Origin of the sequence: Mycolicibacterium lutetiense, from assembly GCF_017876775.1 — a bacterium.
GTDB classification, from domain to species: domain Bacteria; phylum Actinomycetota; class Actinomycetes; order Mycobacteriales; family Mycobacteriaceae; genus Mycobacterium; species Mycobacterium lutetiense.
In genome coordinates, this window is sequence record NZ_JAGIOP010000002.1 from 2,591,277 (window position 1) to 2,613,222 (window position 21,946).

Genomic DNA, 21,946 nt, shown 5'->3' on the forward strand with positions numbered 1-21,946 from the left:
CTCGCGACGTTAATTCCCATACCCCTACAACGGGGACCTACCCTCGACGGTTCAGCCGCGGTGCCGCTTGTCCCGCGCCGGCACACCGTTGGGGCCCTCGATCGACCGGGCGTACGTGCCGACGGTGAAGGCGATGGCCGATCCCATGATTCCCAGCGCACGCGCATCGACGTTGTCGATGGTGTCGCGGCGGGTGTGATAGTTCGGATCGAACGCCGCCCCGGCCCGTCCGCCCCATAATCGGGCCTGAACTTCGGTCTTGCGCTGTGACGATCCCGTGGTCACGCCCCCGATCGGTACCCCGGCCTGCAGAAGCGGGTGGTAGTCGGAGTTGATGCCGATCGGCATGTCCGCGGGTCGCACCCCGGCGAGGTTCAGGTATCCGGCCATGGTCCGTTCGACGCCGGCCGAGCCCTCGGGTATCGGCTTGGGATCGGTGGCCTGGCCGGACTGGTCGCCGTCAAGGGTGAAGAACCCGGCGTTGGGTGAGCCGACCATGTCGAAGTTCAGGTACAGCGCGAGATCGTCGAGTTGATCCAGCGGCAGGCCGCGCACGTACTGTGTCGACCCGTCCAGCCCCATCTCCTCGGCACCCCAGAACGCGAACCGCACCGCATTGGTCGCCTTCGGTGAACTGCCCATCTGCAGCGCGGTTTCCAGTACGGCAGCCACCCCCGACCCGTTGTCGTTGATGCCGGGCCCGCCCCCCACACTGTCCAGGTGCGCGCCGACGAGCACCACATCCGACGCCGAACCCGTCTTCGTCTGCGCAGTCACGTTGCGGGAGGTGACCATCTCGGCTTTGCCGTCGAGGGTCAACCGGACCGGGGCGCTGGTGCCTAACAGTGCCGCATCTGCATTCTCATCGATGACCCCGACCGGGACGGTGAGCTCACGGTAGTAGCCGGTGCTGAACAGCCCACCCGGAGCGGGCTGACGCCCACGGTTGACCACCAGCAGCCCCACCGCGCCCTTGGCCAACGCGGTGTTCTGTTTTGCCACAACGGAACACCCGATGTCGTCGACGACCGCGATGGCGCCGGAGATGTTGACCGAGCCGTAGTCGGTGGCCGCGCATCCGGAGGGTTTGACCGGACGCAACGTGGGCGCGTTGAGCCCGCCCGGCGCCGTCATCACCAGCATCGAAGCCTGATCCACGGGGTAACTGCGCCCGGAAACGTTCAGCGCCGGGTTGCCTCCGCGCATCGCGCCCATCCGCTCGAACTCCGGCGTCTGTACGTCGAAACCCTTGTCCCGCAGTAGTTGTGCGACATAGTCGACGCTGGCGTCGTATCCGGAACTGCCGGCCGAGCGCTTGCCGTCATGGCTGTCGGCGATCTCCTGGAGCTTGCGCAGGTGGGTGAACATGGCGTCGACGGTGATCCGGCCCGCCAGTTCCTCGGGCTGGACCGCCTTCGGCGTGGACTCCGCCGAGCAGGCCGCCAGTGCGGCAACGAACAAAATGATAGCGAGTCGACGCACTCTCACTGCGCGTTGATCTGGTGCCGGGTGCGGTCCGAGCGGATCGGTAAACCGTTGCGGCCCCGCTGGTCTTGGGCATACAGCCCGACAACGTAGGCGACTCCCTCACCATGAATCTGCATTGCATCCCGGTTCACGTGGTCAAGCGTATCGGTGCTCTTGTGATAGTTCGGATCGAACGGTTGGTCCACCTCGCCGGCCCACAACTTGGCCTCCTCCGCGCTCATCTTGTCCTCGGCGCCCGAGAACAACCCACCGGCGGGAACCCCGGCCATGGTGAACCCGTCGTAGTCGGACCGGCCGTCAAAACTTGTGTCGCGCGGCGTCTTTCCCGCCTCTTGAAGGTAGTTCGCCAACGTGCGCTCGATTCCCGCCGAGCCCTCGGGGACCCGCGGGCGCCCCTGCTCGTCCAGCGGTGCGGACTGGTCGCCGTCATAGGTGAAGTAACCCGCGTTGGGCGAGCCGAGCATGTCGAAGTTCAGGTACATCGCGATGTCTTTGAGCGCTTCGGTGTCCAGGGATTCGACGTAGTTGTTCGAGCCGAGCAGACCCTTTTCCTCGGCCCCCCAGAAGCCGAACCGCACCGCGTTGGCCACCTGCGGTGAATCACCCAGCTGCAGGGCAGTTTCCAGAACCGCGGCGACCCCGGAACCGTTGTCGTTGATGCCGGGGCCTTCGGGGACGCTGTCGAGGTGCGCCCCGACCATCACGACATCCGAGGTGGATCCGGTCTTGGTCTGGGCGATGACATTGCGGGTGCGCTCGACGCGTACCCCGGCGACGAGCTTGATCGTGGTGGTACCGGGTGCGTTGCGCAGCCGGGTGCCCTCGTCCTTGGTCACGCTGATCACCGGGATCTTGACCGCGGTGTTGCGGCCCAGCGTGCCGCCCATCTTCTCGTCGTTGTCGGTGTTGACGACGATCATCGCGACCGCACCGCGCTCGGCGGCCGCGGCCTGCTTGTCGGCGAAGGCGCAGGAACCACGGTCGACCAGCACCACGGCACCCGCGACCGGCAGCCCGTCGTAGTCAGCGGCCTGGCACCCCGGGGTGTCCTCCACCTTGGCCGGCACCAGCGGCGCGGACACCCCCGCCTGGTCGGTGCCGATGGTGAACTCCAGCGGCTTGGCCGTGACGGGCTGGCCACCGACGGTCACCTGGGGGTCTTCGGCGAACGGGAGCTTCACCTCGAACTCGGGGGTTTCTACGTCAAATCCCTTGTCGCGCAGCGCGCCGGCGACGTAGTCCACGCTCGCGTCGTATCCCGCGGTGCCCAGCGCGCGGTTGCCGTCGTGCGCGTCGGCAATCTCCTGCAGCTTGCCCAGATGGGCCATCATCGCGTCGATCGACACCCGCTCGCGCAACCCGTCGGCGAACTGCACCGCCGCCGATGAGGACTCCCGGGACTGCTGCCCGTCGGTATTCAGTTCGGTTTTCGCATCACAGCCGGCCAGTCCCAGGATCAGCGCCAGCGCGCCGAGAACCGCACCCGTCGAAGTACGTCGCATTGCACCCACGGTAGCTGCTGCCTCGATCTGGCAGACCGATAAATCAGTTGCCTGGCGATGTGCCGTGATGGGAACGTGTTTCCCGGCGCCGACAGGGAAGCAGGCCGAGCGGGGTACCGCAACGCTTCTGCATGTTGCCGGCGGCGCCGTGGCACAGGTAAAGGGCCTGAGGTTCGAATCCTCCTCCACATCCCGATACCGCCGCCGGGTCCACGCGATCAGCGACTTTGTGGCCCGCATCCGCCGGTACGGGGTGCGACGCCCCGTCACCGATCACGTCCGGCGGCGGTATCCCTTTGCCGCACAGACACTTACACCGGAAGGAGGACACGACATGGGCATCTTCACGTTCAACCGAATCACCGTTTCCGCAGGCCAGTGCGCACTGGAATACCGCGACGGCACGCTGGGTCGTGTCCTGCCCCCTGGTCGCCACCGCATTGATGTGGCGGCCTCGGTGGTGCGTGTCGAGATGCGCGAGCAGGTGCTCACGCTGGCTCCGCAGGAGGTGCTGACCTCGGATGCGGTGACGCTGCGGATCACCGTCGCACTGCAGTTCAAGGTCAGTGACGCCGTGGCCTACGTGGAGGCGGCGGCCGATCCGATGGCCGCGGTGTACCTGGCCGCGCAGATCGCCCTGCGTGACCTCGCCGCCGCGGTCACCGCCGATGAGGTGATGCAGCGTGGAAACCGCATCGACGCCGGGGCGATCGCTACGGCGGCACGGACGGCCGGCGCCCGCACCGGGGTCCAGGTGATCGAGGCGTTCGTCAAGGACGTGATCATCCCCGCCGAGATCCGGGCCGCGGCGATGCAGCTGGTGACCGCCAAGGTCACCGGTGCGGCGAAGCTGGAAGCGGCCCGCGCCGAGACCGCGGCACTGCGCGCGCTGGCCAACGCCGGCAAGCTGCTGGACGCCCACCCGGCCCTGGCTCAGCTGCAGCTGATCCAGCGGGTGCCGTACGGGTCGAAGGTGGTGCTGGCCCTCGGCAGCGTGGCGTCTGACCCGGAGTGATCCGGGTCAGGCGTCACGCCTGGTCAGTACCACCGCCGCGGCGACGAACGCCGCCGCAACCCACGCCATGAAGTAGAACAGCGAGCCCAGTTCACCCCAGGACGTGACATACGCCGGGAACAACCACTCCACGTGCAGGAACGTGAACATGTTGGAGAACGGCAGCCACGGTCCGACCTTGGGGCCGGAGTTGGGCATGTTGCCGAGCAGGGGTTCGGCCACCAGCGGCCACAGCAGCAGGACCGCCACCGCACCGGCCGCGAATCGCACCAGCGCCCCGACCGCCACCCCGAGCACCGCGGCCAGCGCGGCGTACAACGCGAACCCGCCGGCCACCCGCCACGTCGCCGGATTGGCCAGCGACAGCTGCGTCCCGGCCACCGGATCGGCGACCATCCGGGCCACCAGCACCGAAGCCAGCACCATCATCACCGCGCACACCGACGAGAACGCGGCGCACACCACCGCCTTGGCGGTCAGTACCTGCAGACGGTTCGGTGTGGCCAGCAACGTGGTGCGGATCAGCCCGCTGCGGTACTCGCCGGTCATCGTCATCGAGGACAACACCATCAGGACCGGAACCCCGAACACCGCGACACCCAAGGCGGCCTTGGACGGGGGCAGCGCGGAGTAGTGGTCCGTCGTCATGCCCTGCAAGGCGGCCAATCCCAGGCTGAGCACCGCGACGCCGACCGTCGACCACAGCGGGGAGCGGGTGGTGGACAGCTTGATGCGCTCGGCGTCGAGCGCGGCCAGCGCGCTCACTTCGGTGCCGCCCGGTAGTCGACGACATCATCGGTGAGTTTCAGATACGCCTCCTCCAGCGAGGCCTGCCGCTGGCTCAGCTCGTGCAGGGCGATCGCGTTGCGTGCGGCCAGGTCGCCGATCACCTCGATGGCCGCGCCGTGCACCGCCAGCGCGTCGCCGTCGGCGGCGGCCTCCACCTCGAACCCGGCGCCGGTGAGAACCTCGCGCAGCGTTTCCAACTGGGGGCTGCGCACCCGCACGGTGTCGGCGGGTGTGCCGCTGACGAACTCGCTCACGGTGGTCGAGGCGATCAACCTGCCCTGACCGATCACCACCAACCGATCTGCGGTGTTGGACATCTCGGCCAGGAGGTGGCTGGACACGAACACCGTGCGCCCCTCGGCGGCCAGGCCGCGCATCAGGGTGCGCACCCAGTGGATGCCCTCGGGGTCCAGTCCGTTGACCGGTTCGTCGAACAGCAGCACCGGCGGATCGCCCAGTAGTGCGGCGGCGATCCCCATCCGCTGGCTCATGCCCAGCGACAACGTCCCGGCATTGCGGTCCGCTGCCGACGTCAACCCGACCGTTTCGAGGACCTCGTCCACCCGGGTCGACGGAATCCGGTTCGCCGCGGCGATCCAGCGCAGATGGTTGCGGGCGGTCCGGTTCGGATGGGCCTGCCGCGCGTCGAGTAGGGCGCCGACGCTACGCAGCGGATCGCGGAGTTCCCGATAGTGCTTGCCGTCGATGGTCGCAGTCCCTGAAGTGGGATGGTCCAGTCCGAGGATCAGCCGCAACGTGGTGGTCTTGCCTGCGCCGTTGGGCCCGAGGAAGCCGGTGACCACGCCCGGTTCGACGGTGCACGTCAGATCGTCGACAGCGCGGTGGGTGCCGTAGAGCTTTGTCAGCCCGGTCAGTTCGATCATGGCTCCCACTCCGCCACCATATCGGCGACCGCTCGCATGCCGGCGGCGTTCGGGTGCAGTGGCGCGGGCCGCCGCGGCCAGGGCAAACCGGGCCGCGTGGTCCACGGCTGTGCCGACCAGGCATGGTGCGCCAAGCTGGCCTGTGCAGCGCGAACCCAACCGCACTGGGTTTGCGCCGCGGCCTCTCCGGTGAGTCGTTCCAGGGTCGCCGCGATATGTCGCCCGAGCGCGGCATCGGCCTGCGACAGTGGCGACGCCGCGACACCTTCCGGCGGCAGCAGGGTCAGGTAGTCCACGAACAACACCCGGGCCTGCGGAGCGCGTTGCCGGATCTCACGTCCCACCGTCACCAGCGAGTCGGCCACCTGCGTCAACGCCGCCGCACGCGCATCGGGATCGAGCAGGCCGCGGAGCGACGACCCCACCAACGGCAGGGACCGGATGAAACGCGGCAGCGCAGCCGCCATCAACTGGGGCACATAGCCGGCGTCGTTGCCGCCGATCGTGACCGTGACGAGGGCTTCGGACCCGTCGAGTGCCTCGATCTGCGGCGGCGCACCGTTCTGATGTTCACTCAGGATGTGCGCGGTGGTGGCGCCGGAGTAGGTCACGTCCACCAGATCGAGCCCGAGCCGGGCCGCCACCAGATGCGGGTAATTGCGCGCCGAGCGGCCCGCCTGCCATGGCGCACCTTCGGCCGACGGCTTGATCCCCGGCCCGGCAGCCATCGAACTGCCCAGGGCCACATAGCGTTTCACAACACAGTTCCCCCGCGTCGAGACTGCGCCCAGAACGCGATTTTGTTCATTTTCACGATCTCACCGCAGACTCGGCGCGACATCACAGCGCGGGGCTCGACGCCTGCGCCCAGAACCGCTTCGGGATCCGGCCGGCCTGCCGTGCCAGATACCCGGCGGTGACGGCTGCGGACATCGCCGCGGCCATGGTGGGCGGATCGGAAGCCCGGGTGACCGCCGTGGCCAACAGCACCGCGTCACACCCCAGTTCCATCGCCAGCGCGGCATCCGACGCGGTACCGATCCCGGCGTCCAGCACCACCGGCACCCCGGCCTGCTCGACGATCATCTCGATGTTGTGCGGGTTGGAGATGCCCAGGCCGGTGCCGATCGGCGAGCCCAGCGGCATGACCGCGGCACACCCGGTGTCCTCCAGCCGGCGGGCCAGCACCGGGTCGTCGTTGGTGTAGGGCAGCACGATGAACCCGTCGTCGACCAATTGTTCTGCGGCCTTGACCAATTCGATGGCGTCGGGCAGCAGCGTGCGTTCGTCGGCGATGACTTCGAGTTTGATCAGGTCGGTGCCCAGCGCCTCACGGGCCAGCTGCGCGGTCAGCACGGCCTCGGCCGCACCGCGGCAGCCCGCGGTGTTGGGCAGCGCCGCGATGTTCAGGCGGTTGAGCAGATCGAGCACCCCGGTTCCACCCGACGCGTCGACCCGCCGCATCGCGACGGTCGTCAACTCGGTCCCGGAGGCGACCAGAGCCTCTTCCAGCACCGCCAGATTCGGTGCGCCGCCGGTCCCCATGATCAGCCGGGACCCGAACTCCCGGCCGCCGATTACGAGATTCGAGTCACCCACCCTGCACCGCCGTCACAACCTCCACCCGGGCGCCGTCGGCCAGCGTCCGGTCCCATTCCGACCGGGGCAGCACCGTCCAGTCCAGCGCGACGGCGATGCCCTTGTCCGGGAAGCCACGGGTTTCCAGCAGTCCCTCGACGGTGGTCTGGTCGTCCACCTCCATGGCCTCGTTGTTGACCGTGATGGTGATCATTTCGCTCCCACACTCATCTCGAGCTCAGCCGCGACCCGCTCAGCGGTCCACGGCGCCAACAGAAATCCGTTCCGGCCGTGCCCGACGGCCACCAGCGTGCGCTCGTCGACACGCTCGACGATCGGCAGCCCGTCGGGCGTCATGGGCCGCAGCCCGGCCGCCGTCTCGGCCAGCTCGTACTCGCCCAGTGCGGGCATCACCGCGCAGGCGTCTTCGAGCAGATCGCGCACCCCGCTGACCACCGGCGCGGTGTCGCGCCCGTGCTCGTACTGGGTGGCACCGACCACCACACCGTCGGCCCGCGGCACCAGGTACACCGGCCGGCCGTGCACCCGGGCCCGGATCACCCGCTGCGGCACCGGCATACAGCCCTTACGCCACCGCAGCCGCAGCACCTCACCCTTGACCGGGCGCACCGGCAGGCCGGGCAGGAGCTTCGGGGAGTCGATCCCGTTGGCGATCACCCGCTGGTCGGGGGCGCCGTCTCGATCAAGTTCGGCCAGATCGTCGACGGGCCCGGCCCATCGCACGGCCAGCCGCTCGCAGTGTGCGGCTAGCCCGTCGACCACCGCGCGGTTGTCCACGGCGAGTTCGGTGGTGGCCCGAAATCCGTGCCGGATGCCCTGGGCCAGCAGGGGTTCCACGTCACGGGCGGCCGTGGTCAGCTCGACGGGCTGTCCCTGGGCGGACAGCCATTCAGCGACGGTACGCAGATCGGCTACATCGGCCCGGTCCACGGCGACCACCAGCGACTCCCGGGCGGTGACCACCTCGGGCGCCAGCCCGTCGAGGAATCCCGAGTGCCACAGCTTCAGCGATTCGAGACCGATCTGCAGGATCTGCTCTTCGCCCGGCCAGCCTTCGCTGTGCGGGGCCAGCATGCCGCCGGCCACCCACGAGGCGCCGCGCTCGGTGGTGGTGTGCAGCCGCACGGTCCAGCCGTCGAGTGCGGCCCGGCGTGCCACAGACAGCCCGATGACACCGCCGCCGATGACGGCGAGTGTTCGCGCCATATCCGCTCCCTTCGCCGGCATTACCCGGATCAGGTGTGACGGTCAGGGCCGGTCCGGATGCCCACTCTCAGCCCCACGTTCCAGGGGCCCCCGTATTGCCCGTCCAGGGTACTCGGGCGGTACCGGCTACCGTCGCGGTGTGGAATCACCGGCCGACCGTTTGCAGCGCGCCACCCTGTACCTGTGCACCGACGCCCGACGGGAGCGTGGTGACCTGGCTGAATTCGCCGACGCGGCGCTGGCCGGCGGGGTGGATCTGATCCAGCTCCGGGACAAGGGTTCGGCCGGGGAGAAGCAGTTCGGCCCGCTGGAGGCGCGTCAGGAACTGGAGGCACTGGAGATCCTGGGCGACGCGGCCCGCCGCCACGGCGCGTTGCTCGCGGTCAACGACCGCGCCGATATCGCACTGGCGGCCGGGGCTGACATCCTGCACCTGGGCCAGGACGATCTGCCGCTGGACATCGCCCGCGGCATCATCGGGGACCGTCCGGTGATCGGGCGCTCCAGCCATGACGCCGCGCAGGTAGCCGCCGCCATCGCTGAACCCGTGGACTATTTCTGTGTCGGCCCGTGCTGGCCCACCCCGACCAAGCCGGGCCGCAACGCGCCGGGACTGGATCTGGTGCGTTCGACGGCGGCGCTGAACCCGGCCAAACCGTGGTTCGCCATCGGCGGGATCGATGCGCAGCGGCTGCCCGAGGTGCTGGCTGCCGGTGCCCGGCGCATCGTGGTGGTCCGCGCGATCACCGCAGCCGAGGATCCCCGGGCCGCCGCTGCCGAGCTCAAGACTGCGATCAGCGCGGCGGGTTGAGCTCCAGCGGCAGCGTCGCGGTCACTTCCCGCAGCTGCGGCCAGCTCGCGGCGAACCCGGGATGCAGCGGCAGCTCGGCGACCTCGTCCTCGGCCACCCAGCGCAACTCCGAGCTCTCCCGGTTGGGGATCGTCTCCAGCGGTGCGGGCACATCGGCGATCACCGTGGTGTAGCTCCAATGTGTGCCGCCGATTCCGGCGACCTCGGCGGTCACCACCGTGGTCCGCACGGTGAGCTGCTCGGCCGTCACCCCGGCTTCCTCGTGCGCTTCCCGGACCGCGGCCTGCTCGGCGGTCTCGTGACTGTCGCGCGCACCGCCGGGCAACGCCCAGGTTCCGCCCTGATGGCTCCACGGCGCCCGATGTTGCAGCAGTACGGCGGCCGATCCGCCGGGCCACGGGGCCCGCAACAGCAGGCCGGCCGCACCATGGCGCCCCCAGTACCGGGCACCGTTGTCGGAGAACACCCAGCCGTCGCCGTCGCCATGCACCCGTACAGGATAAGGAACGCAGCCAGATTCGCCTTCCCCCAATTTCTCCGCGAGCCTATGCGGGCGCTCTCAGAATTTTTTTATAGTGTGGAGGAAGCCGTAAGCACCGAAACTAAATGAGGTCCGTGCGCAGGTGACTGTGGAGTTGGCACATCCGTCGACCGAACCGCTCGCGTCCCGGTCGCCGACCACTCCTGCCCATCCGCGGTGGTGGTTTCTGTGGACCACCCCGGGACGCATCCTGACCATCGGTGTGGTGCTGGCCGGGCTGGTCATCGCCAGCGCGTTCGCCACGTCCACCACGATCAACGACCGCCAGCAGGCGCTGACCACGGTGCTCGATCACACCGAACCCTTGGCATTCGCGGCGGGCCAGCTCTACACCACGCTGTCGGTCGCCGACGCCGCCGCGGCCACGGCCTTCATCGCCGGAGCCGAGCCCCGTGACGTACGACAGCGCTACGAGCAGGCCATCACCGATGCCTCGGTGGCGGTGACCAGGGCGTCGAGCGGGCTGACCGACGAAGGGCTGGTCCAGCTACTCGGCCGGATCAACGCGCGCCTGGCGGTGTACACCGGCCTGGTGGAGACTGCGCGGACCAACAACCGGGCCGGCAACCCGGTGGGCTCGTCGTACCTGTCGGAAGCTTCGGCGATGATGCAGTCGCAGATCCTGCCCGACGCGCAACGCCTCTACGAGGAGACCTCGGCACGGGTGGATGCCGAGACGACGGCCTCCACCCGGATCCCGGCCGCGGTGATGCTGGTGGTGCTGGCCACGCTGATGTTCGGCGCGTTCGCCAACCGCTGGCTGGCGCGACGCACCCGACGCCGAGTCAACATCGGTTTCGTGGCCGGCGGGATGGCCGTGCTGATCATGCTGATCTGGGTGACGACGGCACTGGTGATCTCGACGTCGGACAGTCGCAGCGCCAAGGACACCGCGGCCGAATCCCTGAAGACCGTGACCAACCTGGCCATCACCGCCCAGCAGGCCCGGGCCGACGAGACCCTGGCCCTGATCCGGCGTGGCGACGAGAACCTGCGTAAGCAGTCCTACTACCAGCGCATCGAGGCCATGCAACAGCAGCTCACCCAATATCTGGCCCGCGACACCGGTATCGACAAGAGCGACCTGACGGGTGCCGAGGATCTGCTCACCAAATGGCGTGCAGCCGACGACCGGATCAACGCGTATATCGCGGTAGGCAACTACCAGGCCGCGACGCAGGTGGCGCTGGGCACCGGCGAGGACGATTCCACGTCGGCCTTCGACAAGCTCGACGACGCGTTGTCCAAAGCCATCGAGCACAGCCGCAGCCAGTTGCGCAGCGATATCGCCAATGCCCGCCGGGTGCTGTCCGGTGCGACCGTGGGTGCCGCCCTGCTCAGCCTGGCGGCAGCACTGGCCGTGGCGCTGGGATTGTGGCCTCGACTCAGCGAGTACCGCTGATGAGCGCTCGCGCGAAGAAGAGACAGCCGCAGCTGAGAAATCTGCGAAAGATGTTGGCGGCCCTCACCGCGGCCGTGGCGGTGGCCGGGTGCGGTCAGAGTGCACCGGCATTGACTACGCCGGCGATGACACTGTCGCCGCCCAGCCCGGCAGGCATGCAGGAGATGGCGCCCCAGCCGGTGCGGGTGCCGACGGCCGAGACCGAACAGTGCGACCGCACCGCAAGCTTGAGGCCGTTCAGCAACAAGGCCGACGCCGAGGCGGCAATGGCCAAGATCCGCGACCGCGGACGGTTGGTCGTGGGGCTGGACATCGGCAGCAACCTGTTCTCGTTCCGGGATCCGATCACCGGTCAGATCAACGGGTTCGACGTCGACATCGCCGGTGAGGTGGCCCGCGACATCTTCGGTACCCCGTCCCAGGTGGAGTACCGCATCCTGTCCTCGGCCGACCGGATCACCGCGTTGCAGAACAATCAGGTCGACATCGTGGTCAAGACCATGACGATCACCTGTGAGCGCCGCAAGCAGGTGAACTTCTCCACGGTGTATCTGATGGCCCACCAACGCATCCTGGCCGCCCGTGACTCCAACATCTCGCAGGCCTCCGATCTCTCGGGCAAGCGGGTGTGCGTGGTGGACGGCACCACCTCGCTCAAACGAATCCAGCAGATCAGCCCGTCGCCGATCATCGTCTCGGTGGTGACCTGGGCGGACTGTCTGGTGGCGCTGCAGCAGCGGCAGGCCGACGCGGTCAGCACCGACGATTCGATCCTGGCCGGGCTGGTGTCCCAGGATCCCTATCTGCACATCGTCGGTCCCAGCCTCAACGAGGAGCCCTACGGAATCGGGCTGAACCTGGACAACACCGACCTGGTGCGGGTCGTCAACGGCACATTGGAACGTATCCGGCGCGACGGCACCTGGAACACGTTGTACCGCAAGTGGTTGACGGTGCTGGGGCCCGCGCCCTCACCCCCGGTCGCGAGGTATGTCGACTGATGAAGAAGCCCGACGACACCGGACTCCCGGCGGCCAGCGACCCCGATGCCGAGGGCGGTCCCGGGACGCAGCCGGCGAGCCCCGAAGACCTCGACATGGACTCGACCCTGCGGCCCATGGCCACCCAGGCGGTGTTCCGCCCGGAGTTCGACGATGCCGACGATGCGCCCTTCGGCATCGACGACACCGAACCGCAGAACCTCGCCACGATCGCCACCCGGATCCTCTCGCCGATCCGAAGGCTCGGCGGTGGGCTCGTGGAGATCGTGCGGGTGCCCGAGCGCGATCCGTTGACAGCGCTGATGACCAATCCGGTGGTGGCCGAGCAGAAGCGGTTCTGCTGGAACTGCGGCAAGCCGGTCGGTCGGGCCTCATCGGATGCGCATGCCCTGTCGGAGGGTTGGTGCCCGCACTGCGGCAGCGCATATTCGTTCCTGCCGCAGCTGTCCCCGGGCGAGATCGTCGCCGACCAGTACGAGATCAAGGGCTGTATCGCCCACGGCGGGTTGGGCTGGGTGTATCTGGCCTTCGACCACAACGTGAACGAACGCCCGGTGGTGCTCAAGGGCCTGGTGCATTCCGGTGACGCCGAGGCCCAGGTGATCGCCATGGCCGAACGCCAGTTCCTGGCCGAGGTGACGCACCCGGGAATCGTGAAGATCTACAACTTCGTCGAACACGATGACAAGCACGGCAACCCGGTCGGGTACATCGTGATGGAGTACGTCGGCGGAACGTCGCTCAAGCAGGCCAGGGGAACTCGGCTCCCGGTGGCCGAGGCGATCGGCTACATGCTGGAGATCCTGCCCGCGCTGGGCTACCTGCATTCGATCGGGCTGGCCTACAACGACCTGAAACCCGAGAACATCATGATCACCGAGGAGCAGCTCAAGCTGATCGACCTCGGCGCGGTGTCAAAACTCAATTCCTACGGATATCTCTACGGCACACCGGGATTCCAGGCGCCCGAGATCGTGCGCACCGGGCCGACGGTCGCCACCGACATCTACACCGTGGGACGCACGCTGGCCGCGCTCACCCTGAATCTGCGGACCCGCCGGGGCCGCTACGTCGACGGGCTGCCATCCGAAGATCCGGTGCTCGAGACCTACGATTCGTTCGGCCGCTTCCTGCGCCGCGCCATCGATCCCGATCCGCGGCGGCGTTTCCACAGCGCCGAGGAGATGTCGTCGCAGCTGCTCGGGGTGCTGCGCGAAGTGGTGGCGGCCGACACCGGGATCCCCCGCCCCGGTCTCTCGACGATGTTCAGCCCGTCCCGGTCGACGTTCGGGGTCGACCTGTTGGTGGCGCACACCGACGTTTACGTTGACGGGCAGGTCCATTCGGAGAAGCTCACCGCGCAGGAGATCGTGCGGGCCCTGCCGGTGCCGCTGGTGGACCGGACCGACGTCGGGGCCCCGATCCTGGCGGCCAGTGTGCTCAGTCAGCCCGTACACACCCTGGACCAGCTGCGCGCGGCACGCCACGGCACGATCGACGCCGAAGGTGTGGACATCTCCGAATCGGTGGAACTGCCGTTGATGGAGGCACGTGCCCTGCTCGATCTGGGCGATGTCGCCAAGGCCACCCGGAAGCTCGACGACCTGGCCGTCTGGGCCGGGTGGCGCTGGCGACTGGTCTGGTTCCGCGGTGTGGCCGAGATGCTGTCAGCCGATTATGACTCGGCCACAAAGCATTTCACCGAGGTCTTGGACACGCTACCCGGGGAGCTGGCCCCCAAGCTGGCGTTGGCCGCGACGGCCGAGCTGGCCGGATCCGCCGACGAGCTGAAGTTCTACAACACCGTGTGGAGCACCGACAACGGCGTGATCTCGGCCGGCTTCGGGTTCGCCCGCGCCGAGTCGGTCGCCGGGTCGCGGGACAAGGCAGTCCAGACTCTGGACGAAGTTCCCCCCACCTCACGACATTTCACCACGGCCCGGCTGACGAGTGCGGTCACGCTGCTGTCCGGGCGATCGACCGGTGAGATCACCGAGCAGAACATCCGCGATGCGGCGCGGCGGGTGGAGGCGCTGCCCGATTCGGAACCGCGGGTGCTGCAGATCCGGGCACTCGTATTGGGCACCGCGATGGACTGGCTGGCCGACAACACGGCGAGCAGCAATCACATTCTCGGATTCCCGTTCACCGAGCACGGTCTCAAGCTCGGCGTCGAGGCGTCGCTGCGGGCGCTGGCCCGCATCGCCCCCACCCAGTCGCACCGCTACGCCCTGATCGACCTGGCCAACAGTGTGCGGCCGATGTCGACGTTCTGAGTCGGGCCTCAGGTCACGGCCGCGACGGCCCGCGCGATCGCCAGCTCCTCGTTGGTCGGGACCACCAACACGGTGACCCGTGAGTCCGGCGTCGAGATCCGCCGCGCCTGGCCCGACCGCACCGCGTTGAGTTCCTCGTCGATCTCGATGCCCAGACCGATCAACCCGGCCAGCGCATCGCGGCGCACAGCGGCGTTGTTCTCCCCCACACCCGCGGTGAAGCTGAGGACGTCGGTGCGCCCGAGCACCGCCAGGTAGCCGCCGATGTACTTGCGGAGCCGGTGGATGTAGACGTCGTAGGCCGATTGCGCGTTCTCGTCACCGCATTCGATGAGCTCGTGCACCTTGCGGAAGTCGTTCTGGCCGGCCAGACCGAGCATCCCGGAATGCCGATTGAGCATTGTCTCGATCGCTTCGACGCTCATACCCGCAGTACGCCACAGGTACATGATGAGGCCAGGGTCGACATCACCGCTGCGGGTGCCCATCACCAGGCCCTCCATCGGCGTCATACCCATCGAGGTATCGACCGGACAGCCACCGGCGATGGCCGACACCGACGCCCCGCTCCCCAGGTGCAGCACAATCTGATTCAGCGAGTCATAGGGCTGGTCCAGGAAGGCAGCGGCTTGCCGGCTGACGTACTCATGCGACGTGCCGTGGAAGCCGTAGCGACGGACCTGCCAACGCTGCGCGATCTCGCGGTCGATCGCGTACGTTGCGGCAGCCTCGGGCAGTCGATGGAAGAACGCGGTGTCGAACACCGCGATGTGCGGCAGGTCCGGCAACAGCTTGCGGGCCACTTCGATACCGAGGATCGCCGGCGGGTTGTGCAGTGGCGCAAGCGGTGACAACTCTTCGAGCTTGGCCACCAGCGCATCGTCGATCACGGTGGGCCGGTAGAAGATGGTGCCGCCGTGCACCACCCGGTGTCCGACCGCGGTCAGTCCGAGCGTGTCGAGGTGCATGCCCTGGGAAGCGAGCACCTCATGCACGATGCGCAGCGCAGCCTCGTGATCGGGTACCGGACCGGAACCGATCTCCTCGACGATCCCGTCGGCCAGGGACTGCCCGGTAGCCGGGTTCACCACGGCATACTTCAGCGACGAGGAGCCCGAGTTGATCACCAGAACCGTCATCAATGCCCCTGCGCCTGGATCGCCGTGATCGCCACGGTGTTGACGATGTCCTCCACCAGGGCTCCCCGGGACAGATCGTTGACGGGTTTGTTGAGCCCTTGCAGCACCGGGCCGATCGCGACGGCGCCGGCGCTGCGCTGAACCGCCTTGTACGTGTTGTTGCCGGTGTTGAGATCCGGGAAGATCAGCACGGTAGCCCGGCCGGCCACGGCCGAATCAGGCATCTTGGTCGCCGCCACCGACGGCTCCACCGCGGCGTCGTACTGGATCGGCCCCTCCACCAACAGATCTGGTTCCCGTTTGCGCACCAATTCGGTTGCGGCCCGGACCTTGTCGACGTCGGCACCGGTGCCCGAGGTTCCCGTCGAATAGGACAGCATCGCCACCCGCGGGTCGATGCCGAACTGTGCTGCGGTGTGCGCCGAGGAGATCGCGATGTCGGCAAGTTGTTCCGATGTCGGATCGGGCACGATCGCGCAGTCACCGTAGGCCAGCACCTTGTCGGCCAGGCACATCAGGAAGATGCTCGACACCGTGGAAATCCCGGGCGCGGTGCGGATGATCTCGAAGGCCGGCCGCACCGTGTGGGCGGTGGTGTGCGCGGCACCCGACACCATGCCGTCCACCATCCCGTTGTGCACCAGCATCGTGCCGAAATACGAGACGTCGTGGATGATCTCGCGGGCCTGCTCGACGGTCACGCCCTTCTTGCGGCGTATTTCGGCGTACTGCTCGGCAAACTGGTCACACAATGTGCTGGTGAGCGGATCGAGCACCACGGCGGCATCGATGTTCACCCCGAGTTCGGCTGCACGCGAACGGATCTGACTCTCTTCACCCAGGATGGTCAGCTCGGCCACCTCATGTTGCAACAGCCGGCCCGCAGCCTTGAGGATGCGGTCGTCGGTGCCCTCGGGCAGCACGATGCGCCTGCGGTGTGAGCGGGCTCGGTCAAGGAGCTGGTAGGTGAACATCTGCGGCGTGGTCACCGCGGGAATCGGGATGCTCAGTTGCGCCAACAGGTCGTTGACGTCGACGTGGCGCTCCATCAGCGCCAACGCCGTGTCGATCTTGCGTTGCGAGGTCGCGGTGACCCGGCCGCGCGTACCGGCAAGCCGGCTCGCGGTCTCGAAGGTTCCGTACTTGGTGGCGATGACGGGCAGCCGCAGCCCCAGACCTTCGACCAGCGCGGCGATGGCCGGGTGCAGCTCGAGCCCGCCGTTGAGGATGATGCAGGACAGTGACGGAAAGCCTTCGGCGACATGGGCACTGGCCAGTGCCAGCACGACGTCGGACCGGTCGCCCGGGGTGACCACGGCGACGCCTTCGGTCAGCCGCTCCAGACAATGCTCGGCGGTCATCCCCGCCACCATCACGCCCATCGCCTCCCTGGACAGCAGCTCGGGATCCCCGGCGATCATGGTGCCGTCGACCGCCACCTGCAATTCGCTGACCGACGGCGCCACCAGCAACGGTTCCTCGGGCAGCACATAGGCGGGCGGGCCGAGGGGTTTGAGGGCCCCGGCCACCGCGTCCAACTGCGCCGGGTCACACCGGTTGGCAACCACGGCCGCGGCGTGGGCGTGCTGATGGCTCAGCTCGGCCAGGCACACCTCGACCACCTGGGCGACCTCCTCGGGCGTACGGTCGGCGGCCTTGACCGCGAGCACGACGGGAGCACCGAGGTTGACCGCGATGCGCGCGTTCATGCTCAGCTCGCTGGGGGTGGCGACGTCGGTGTAGTCGCTGCCGACGATCAGCACGGCATCGCACCGCTCGGCCACGCGGTGGAACCGATCGACGATGTCGGCGATCGCGATGTCGGGATCCTCGTGCACCTGCTGGTAGCTGACCCCGACGCACTCGTCGTAACTCAGCCCGGCCGTGGCACCGGACAGCAACAGTTCGAGGATGTAATCCCGATTCTCGCCGAGGCGGGTGATCGGGCGGAACACCCCGACCCTCGGCACCGTCGCGGCAAGTCGATGCAGGATGCCCAGCGCAATCGTCGACTTGCCGGTGTCGCCTTCGGGTGAGGCTACGTATACGGCAGTCGCGATCGAAGCCAGACTGTCATCATTCATCGCCTCAGATTTTGCCTCATGCCCCGCTCCCGAGTGCGCGCAGCCGGGGCTCCAGGTCTTTCTTGAACAGGTCGAGGAACCGACGCTGATCGTGCCCGGGGGCGTGGAACACCAGATGGTTGAGGCCCCAGTTGACGTACTGGCCGACCTTCTCGACCGCCTCATCGGGATCCGAGGCGACGATCCAGCGCTTGGCGACCTGCTCGATGGGGAGCGCGTCGGCCGCCTTCTCCATCTCGATCGGATCCTCGATCGAGTGCTTCTGCTCGGGCGTCAGCGACAGCGGCGCCCAGAACCGGGTGTTCTCCAACGCCAGCTTCGGGTCGGGATCGTAGGAGATCTTGATCTCGATCATCCGGTCGATGTCCTCGACATTGCGGCCGGCGGCCTCGGCGCCCTGCTTGACCGCGGGGATGAGCTTGTCCTTGTACAGCTCCTCACCCTTGCCGGAGGTGCAGATGAACCCGTCACCTGCGCGACCCGCGTATTTGGCCACCACCGGGCCGCCCGCGGCGATGTACACCGGGATACCGCCCTCGGGCACGTCGTAGATCGAGGCGCCCCGCAGCGTGTAGTACTCGCCCTCGAAATCGACGCGGTCGCCGACCCACAGCTCACGCATGAGCTTGACCGACTCGCGCAGGCGGGCGAAGCGCTCCTTGAACTCCGGCCACTCCCCCATGTATCCGGTGGCGATCTCGTTGAGCGCCTCACCGGTGCCCACCCCGAGGAAGATGCGGCCCGGGTAAAGGCAGCCCATGGTCGCGAAGGCCTGCGCGATCACCGCCGGGTTGTACCGGAACGTCGGCGTCAGCACGGAGGTGCCCAGGATCAGTCGCTCGGTGCGCTCGCCCACCGCCGTCATCCAGGCCAGCGAGAACGGCGCATGCCCGCCCTCGTGGCGCCAGGGCTGGAAATGGTCGCTGACCGTCGCGCTGTCCATCCCCGCCGCTTCGGCCAGCACGGCCAGCTCGACGAGTTCCCGGGGCGCGAACTGCTCCGCCGACGCCTTATAACCAAGTTTGAGTTCAGCCACGGTTCGTTTCTACTCCCTGGGCGCGCCACGGGTGCGCCACGGGTTCGTTTCTACCAACTAACTTTGCGCAGCTCTACCAACCGACCTTGCCCACATGGTGACGAAGGCCAAATGCACGAGCAGATTGCAGACGGCATGCCTTACCAGTGCGTACATCCCTGTTTGGTTGCCAGCGTGGTGCATCAACCAATGATCATGTCAGGGGTGTGGACGATACTGCCGCTGTGAGCGAGTTGATGGTGGTCAAGCGGTGTGTGAAGTATCCGCTGGCGCCGTCTGCAGCACAGTCGGAGGTGTTGGCTCGACAGGCCGACGCTGCTCGGGCGTTGTGGAATTTGATCCACGCCCACCACACGTTCTATGAGGCGTCGAGACGGTGGCCGTCGTGGCCCGAGTCAGATGCTGCTATCCGCCAGGCCCGCAAAGACATCGACTGGCTGGCGATCCTGCCCGCCCAGGCTGCGCAGCAGGTACTCAAGGCTTACAAGCAAGCTTGGTTGAATTGTTGGAACGGCACCCATAGCCGGCCGAACTGGAAAACGCGTCGTGCACGTCGCGCGGTTGACGTGCCCCAAGCTCGCGATCTCAACCTCACCCGCCTCAATCGCAAGTGGGCCACCGTGGCCATTCCGAAAGTCGGGATGGTCAAGGTCCGGTTGCACCGCAGCATGCCTGAACGGGTCACCGGTGCGCGGGTGGTGCGGGAGGCATTTGGCTGGATGCTGGTGGTGCGCGGTGAAAACCAGGTTGTGAAACCCCGCCAGCGCCGAGCGCAACGGGGCAGTGTCGGTATCGACCGCGGCGTGATCCACACTCTGGCACTGTCGGACGGGTCGTTCATCGACCAAGCCTCCACCCTCGCTTCGGGTGAGAAGAAACGTCTGTACCGTCTTGAACGTCGAGCCGCGCGGCAGCGGGCAGGGACACTCCGCGGCCGCACAGCAAGCCGCAGACTGTTGCGGACCTACGCCCAGATCGCGGGCCTGAAAGCCCGCCAGGCCCGACGCCGGTACGACTTCGCACACCAATCCACCGCTGCACTGGTCGCAACCGGGATGGCTACGCTGGTTCTGGAGGACCTGCGGGTGAAGGACATGACCCGCAGCGCTAAAGGCACCGTCGAGGCACCGGGGGTGAACGTCAAACAAAAGTCCGGGTTGAACCGGTCCATCCTCAATCAAGGATGGACCCAGATCCTGACACTGCTCACATACAAGGCCGATCAAGCAGGGGCACGGGTCATCCGGGTCCGGCCACACGGCACGTCGCAGACGTGCCACCGATGCGGGTCCACCGCAGAGGGGCAACGCGAAAACCAAGCGTTGTTCCGATGCGCAAACCCAGCATGCGGGTGGACCGGCAACGCTGACACCAACGCCGCGATCGTAATCAAACACCGGGGCCAGGAAGTGGCCTTGCAGGACGTGGAGCCCAACGCCACCAGGCAGGCCGTGAAACGTCAAAACCCGAAAACCGCCGCCTAACAACGGCGCCAGTAGGGAAACCGCCTCCTTCAAGACGGCGGAGGCTTCATTCCAGTCCCTAAACTCGCGGCATGGCAGCAGTCCTCACCGCGATCACCGAGCATGTGCACTTCGCCCAGACTGACCTGGTCAACTGGACGCTGGTGACCGACGGGGACCGGGTCATGCTGATCGACGCCGGGTTCCCGGGCCAGCGCCAGGACGTCATCGGCTCGGTGAACCAACTCGGCTACTCCATCGACGACATCGCCGCCGTACTGCTCACCCACGCTCACGTCGACCACTTCGGCACCGCGATCTGGCTCGCGAAAACCCATGGGATACCGGTGTTCTGCCACGAGACCGAACTCGGTCACGCCAAGCGTGAATATCTCGAGCAGGCTGCACCCGCCGATGTGGTGCGCAACATCTGGCAGCCCCGCTGGCTGAAGTGGGCGGCCACCATCACCGCCAAGGGCGGGATGAATCACGCCGGTATTCCCACTGCGCAGGGGCTGACCGCCGAGATCGCCGCCGGGCTACCCGGGGCGCCGGTAGCCGTGCCCACGCCGGGTCACACCGGCGGACACTGTTCGTTCATCGTCGGCGGCGCTCTGGTCAGCGGCGACGCCCTGGTGACGGGGCACCCGCTGTTGCGGCACACCGGCCCGACGCTGCTGCCTGCCCTGTTCAACCACGACGAGGACGGCTGTCTGCGCAGCCTCGAGACGCTCGGGGTGCTGGGTACCGACATCATGCTGCCCGGCCACGGCCCGTTGTGGCGCGGCCCGATCGCAGAGGCCGCCCGGCAGGCCGCCGGCCGCCGCGCCTAGTGCTGCAGGATGCGGTACCCGAGTAGGAAGAACCCGGTCAGGCACAGTCCGCAGGCCAGCACGATCGTCGGCATCAGGACCATCTGATCGAGTTCGTCGGGGTCGAACACCTCGTCGTCGTACACCGATCCGAACAGCACCCGGGCAAACTTGGTCCGGCGGAATGCGTGCATCCGTCGCCGCGATTCCGCCGATTCGGCCCGGCGGCCGATGAACACCCGGACCGCCACCCCGGATGCGAACACCATCACCGCTGCAACCAGCAGCAACGACCCCACGAACACCTGCACACTCGGCAAATGCACCCCCAGCGGTGACGACAACTCCGGTGGCCAGCCTAACCGGCGTGGTCAGCTCAACTGCTTCTCGAACGCAATCGGGAACACCGCCCCTTCCGCCTCGGCCGGCATCGGGGCGATCAGCCGGGTGTAGCCCGCGGAGTCGTAGAGCGCCTCGGCCTCCGGCTGCAGGTGACCCGTCGTCAGATAGACCCTCCGGTACCCGCGTGCGGCGATCTCGCCTTCGAGGTGGGCCAGGAGCACCCTGGCGTATCCCCGCTGCCGGTAACGACTGTCGGTCCAGATGCGTTTGAGTTCGGCGGTCTCGGTGTCGAATCGGGTGAATGCGCCACCGGTCACCGGCACGCCGTCGAGCACCCCGACGTACAGCCCGCCGCCGGGTGGCGCGAACTCGTCGGCGGACTTTCCACGCAGCCAGCCCAGCATCAGTTCGGGTGTGCCGCCGTAGCGCTCCGAGTACTCCACCGACAACTCCGCCAGCAACGGTTCGGCCAAGGGATCATCCAGGCCGACCGCGACGAACCGCACACCACTCACGGGGGCTGACTTAACCACCGATTGCATACCCACGGCTAATT

General features: G+C 67.5%; 21 protein-coding genes and 1 riboswitch. Of the genes, 7 read left to right on the top strand and 14 right to left on the bottom strand.

Translation table 11 applies throughout. From position 1 onward, the window contains the following. Positions 1 to 51: 51 nt before the first annotated feature. Entirely contained in the window at positions 52 to 1,488 is a 1,437-nt protein-coding gene (locus tag JOF57_RS21785) for a M28 family peptidase (RefSeq protein WP_209919917.1), read from the bottom strand. Continuing rightward, a complete protein-coding gene (locus JOF57_RS21790) occupies positions 1,485 to 2,990 on the bottom strand; it encodes a M28 family metallopeptidase (protein WP_209919919.1) in 1,506 nt (501 codons plus the stop codon). The genes JOF57_RS21785 and JOF57_RS21790 overlap by 4 nt, the downstream gene beginning before the upstream one ends. Positions 2,991 to 3,324: 334 nt before the next feature. Here JOF57_RS21790 and JOF57_RS21795 point away from each other — a divergent pair, with 334 nt between their 5' ends. Then, positions 3,325 to 4,005 carry a slipin family protein gene (locus JOF57_RS21795; RefSeq protein ID WP_209919922.1) on the top strand — a complete coding sequence of 227 codons (681 nt, stop codon included), beginning with the start codon at positions 3,325 to 3,327 and terminating at the stop codon, positions 4,003 to 4,005. A gap of 6 nt (positions 4,006 to 4,011) precedes the next feature. Here the strand turns inward: JOF57_RS21795 and JOF57_RS21800 are convergent, their stop codons facing one another. The 6 genes from JOF57_RS21800 to thiO form a co-directional block, all read right to left on the bottom strand. Then, complete coding sequence (locus JOF57_RS21800; protein ID WP_209919924.1) at positions 4,012 to 4,770, bottom strand: ABC transporter permease; 759 nt, start codon at positions 4,768 to 4,770, stop codon at positions 4,012 to 4,014. Further along, positions 4,767 to 5,678 carry an ABC transporter ATP-binding protein gene (locus JOF57_RS21805; protein WP_209923593.1) on the bottom strand — a complete coding sequence of 304 codons (912 nt, stop codon included), beginning with the start codon at positions 5,676 to 5,678 and terminating at the stop codon, positions 4,767 to 4,769. Before JOF57_RS21805 ends, JOF57_RS21800 begins: the two co-directional genes overlap by 4 nt. Continuing rightward, positions 5,675 to 6,436, bottom strand: coding sequence for an SGNH/GDSL hydrolase family protein (locus JOF57_RS21810; protein ID WP_307870071.1), 762 nt, complete (start codon positions 6,434 to 6,436; stop codon positions 5,675 to 5,677). The genes JOF57_RS21805 and JOF57_RS21810 overlap by 4 nt, the downstream gene beginning before the upstream one ends. An 82-nt stretch (positions 6,437 to 6,518) precedes the next feature. Beyond that, positions 6,519 to 7,277: a thiazole synthase gene (gene thiG, locus JOF57_RS21815; RefSeq protein WP_209919926.1), complete on the bottom strand. Its 759-nt coding sequence runs from the start codon at positions 7,275 to 7,277 to the stop codon at positions 6,519 to 6,521. Beyond that, on the bottom strand, positions 7,270 to 7,470 hold the full coding sequence (thiS, locus tag JOF57_RS21820) for a sulfur carrier protein ThiS (protein WP_209919928.1): 201 nt from the start codon (positions 7,468 to 7,470) through the stop codon (positions 7,270 to 7,272). The genes thiG and thiS overlap by 8 nt, the downstream gene beginning before the upstream one ends. Next, complete coding sequence (thiO, locus tag JOF57_RS21825) at positions 7,467 to 8,483, bottom strand: glycine oxidase ThiO (RefSeq protein ID WP_209919929.1); 1,017 nt, start codon at positions 8,481 to 8,483, stop codon at positions 7,467 to 7,469. Before thiO ends, thiS begins: the two co-directional genes overlap by 4 nt. Continuing rightward, a riboswitch (TPP riboswitch) is annotated at positions 8,473 to 8,587 on the bottom strand. Its footprint overlaps the gene before it by 11 nt. A 35-nt stretch (positions 8,588 to 8,622) precedes the next feature. On the opposite strand from thiO, the gene thiE reads away from it, so the two are divergent. Next, positions 8,623 to 9,294, top strand: a complete 672-nt coding sequence (gene thiE / locus JOF57_RS21830; protein ID WP_209919930.1) for a thiamine phosphate synthase — start codon at positions 8,623 to 8,625, stop codon at positions 9,292 to 9,294. Here thiE and JOF57_RS21835 read toward each other — a convergent pair. Further along, positions 9,278 to 9,784 carry an NUDIX hydrolase gene (locus JOF57_RS21835; protein WP_209919931.1) on the bottom strand — a complete coding sequence of 169 codons (507 nt, stop codon included), beginning with the start codon at positions 9,782 to 9,784 and terminating at the stop codon, positions 9,278 to 9,280. The two genes, thiE and JOF57_RS21835, sit on opposite strands and share 17 nt — an antisense overlap. 133 nt (positions 9,785 to 9,917) lie before the next feature. Here JOF57_RS21835 and glnX point away from each other — a divergent pair, with 133 nt between their 5' ends. From glnX to JOF57_RS21850, 3 genes are read left to right on the top strand one after another with little or no spacing between them, the layout of a single operon-like run. Further along, complete coding sequence (gene glnX / locus JOF57_RS21840) at positions 9,918 to 11,237, top strand: protein kinase G-activating protein GlnX (RefSeq protein WP_209919932.1); 1,320 nt, start codon at positions 9,918 to 9,920, stop codon at positions 11,235 to 11,237. Positions 11,238 to 11,287: 50 nt separating this feature from the next. After that, positions 11,288 to 12,238, top strand: coding sequence for a glutamate ABC transporter substrate-binding protein (locus tag JOF57_RS21845; RefSeq protein ID WP_407666591.1), 951 nt, complete (start codon positions 11,288 to 11,290; stop codon positions 12,236 to 12,238). Continuing rightward, positions 12,238 to 14,514, top strand: coding sequence for a serine/threonine-protein kinase PknG (locus JOF57_RS21850; RefSeq protein WP_209919934.1), 2,277 nt, complete (start codon positions 12,238 to 12,240; stop codon positions 14,512 to 14,514). Before JOF57_RS21845 ends, JOF57_RS21850 begins: the two co-directional genes overlap by 1 nt. An 8-nt stretch (positions 14,515 to 14,522) precedes the next feature. On the opposite strand, the gene JOF57_RS21855 is transcribed toward JOF57_RS21850, so the two are convergent. The 3 genes from JOF57_RS21855 to fgd are packed head-to-tail and all read right to left on the bottom strand — an operon-like array spanning position 14,523 to position 18,773. After that, the gene (locus tag JOF57_RS21855) at positions 14,523 to 15,653 is read right to left on the bottom strand and encodes an acetate kinase (protein WP_209919935.1); all 1,131 of its coding nucleotides are present in this window, start codon (positions 15,651 to 15,653) and stop codon (positions 14,523 to 14,525) included. Continuing rightward, a complete protein-coding gene (pta, locus tag JOF57_RS21860; protein ID WP_209919936.1) occupies positions 15,653 to 17,737 on the bottom strand; it encodes a phosphate acetyltransferase in 2,085 nt (694 codons plus the stop codon). The genes JOF57_RS21855 and pta overlap by 1 nt, the downstream gene beginning before the upstream one ends. A 16-nt stretch (positions 17,738 to 17,753) precedes the next feature. Next, positions 17,754 to 18,773, bottom strand: a complete 1,020-nt coding sequence (fgd, locus tag JOF57_RS21865) for a glucose-6-phosphate dehydrogenase (coenzyme-F420) (protein ID WP_209919937.1) — start codon at positions 18,771 to 18,773, stop codon at positions 17,754 to 17,756. A gap of 224 nt (positions 18,774 to 18,997) precedes the next feature. Between fgd and JOF57_RS21870 the strand changes: the two genes are divergently transcribed. Further along, positions 18,998 to 20,257 (top strand): RNA-guided endonuclease InsQ/TnpB family protein, encoded by a 1,260-nt coding sequence (locus tag JOF57_RS21870; protein WP_209919938.1) that lies wholly within the window; start codon positions 18,998 to 19,000, stop codon positions 20,255 to 20,257. A 71-nt stretch (positions 20,258 to 20,328) separates the two neighbouring features. After that, complete coding sequence (locus tag JOF57_RS21875; protein WP_209919939.1) at positions 20,329 to 21,069, top strand: MBL fold metallo-hydrolase; 741 nt, start codon at positions 20,329 to 20,331, stop codon at positions 21,067 to 21,069. On the opposite strand, the gene JOF57_RS21880 is transcribed toward JOF57_RS21875, so the two are convergent. Both JOF57_RS21880 and JOF57_RS21885 read right to left on the bottom strand, forming a co-directional pair. Beyond that, complete coding sequence (locus JOF57_RS21880) at positions 21,066 to 21,380, bottom strand: hypothetical protein (protein WP_209923597.1); 315 nt, start codon at positions 21,378 to 21,380, stop codon at positions 21,066 to 21,068. The genes JOF57_RS21875 and JOF57_RS21880 overlap by 4 nt on opposite strands. Positions 21,381 to 21,419: 39 nt before the next feature. Next, positions 21,420 to 21,932, bottom strand: a complete 513-nt coding sequence (locus JOF57_RS21885; RefSeq protein ID WP_209919940.1) for a GNAT family N-acetyltransferase — start codon at positions 21,930 to 21,932, stop codon at positions 21,420 to 21,422. Positions 21,933 to 21,946: the final 14 nt, after the last annotated feature.

Excerpts from the sequence above, each read along its gene's own strand:
- thiO (WP_209919929.1), bottom strand. The coding sequence starts at position 8,483 with ATGGCGCGAACACTCGCCGTCATCGGCGGCGGTGTCATCGGGCTGTCT.
- pta (WP_209919936.1), bottom strand. The coding sequence starts at position 17,737 with ATGAATGATGACAGTCTGGCTTCGATCGCGACTGCCGTATACGTAGCC.
- JOF57_RS21850 (WP_209919934.1), top strand. The coding sequence starts at position 12,238 with ATGAAGAAGCCCGACGACACCGGACTCCCGGCGGCCAGCGACCCCGAT.
- JOF57_RS21855 (WP_209919935.1), bottom strand. The coding sequence starts at position 15,653 with ATGACGGTTCTGGTGATCAACTCGGGCTCCTCGTCGCTGAAGTATGCC.
- JOF57_RS21875 (WP_209919939.1), top strand. The coding sequence starts at position 20,329 with ATGGCAGCAGTCCTCACCGCGATCACCGAGCATGTGCACTTCGCCCAG.
- JOF57_RS21790 (WP_209919919.1), bottom strand. The coding sequence starts at position 2,990 with ATGCGACGTACTTCGACGGGTGCGGTTCTCGGCGCGCTGGCGCTGATC.
- JOF57_RS21845 (WP_407666591.1), top strand. The coding sequence starts at position 11,288 with ATGTTGGCGGCCCTCACCGCGGCCGTGGCGGTGGCCGGGTGCGGTCAG.
- thiS (WP_209919928.1), bottom strand. The coding sequence starts at position 7,470 with ATGATCACCATCACGGTCAACAACGAGGCCATGGAGGTGGACGACCAG.
- JOF57_RS21805 (WP_209923593.1), bottom strand. The coding sequence starts at position 5,678 with ATGATCGAACTGACCGGGCTGACAAAGCTCTACGGCACCCACCGCGCT.
- JOF57_RS21885 (WP_209919940.1), bottom strand. The coding sequence starts at position 21,932 with ATGCAATCGGTGGTTAAGTCAGCCCCCGTGAGTGGTGTGCGGTTCGTC.
- JOF57_RS21795 (WP_209919922.1), top strand. The coding sequence starts at position 3,325 with ATGGGCATCTTCACGTTCAACCGAATCACCGTTTCCGCAGGCCAGTGC.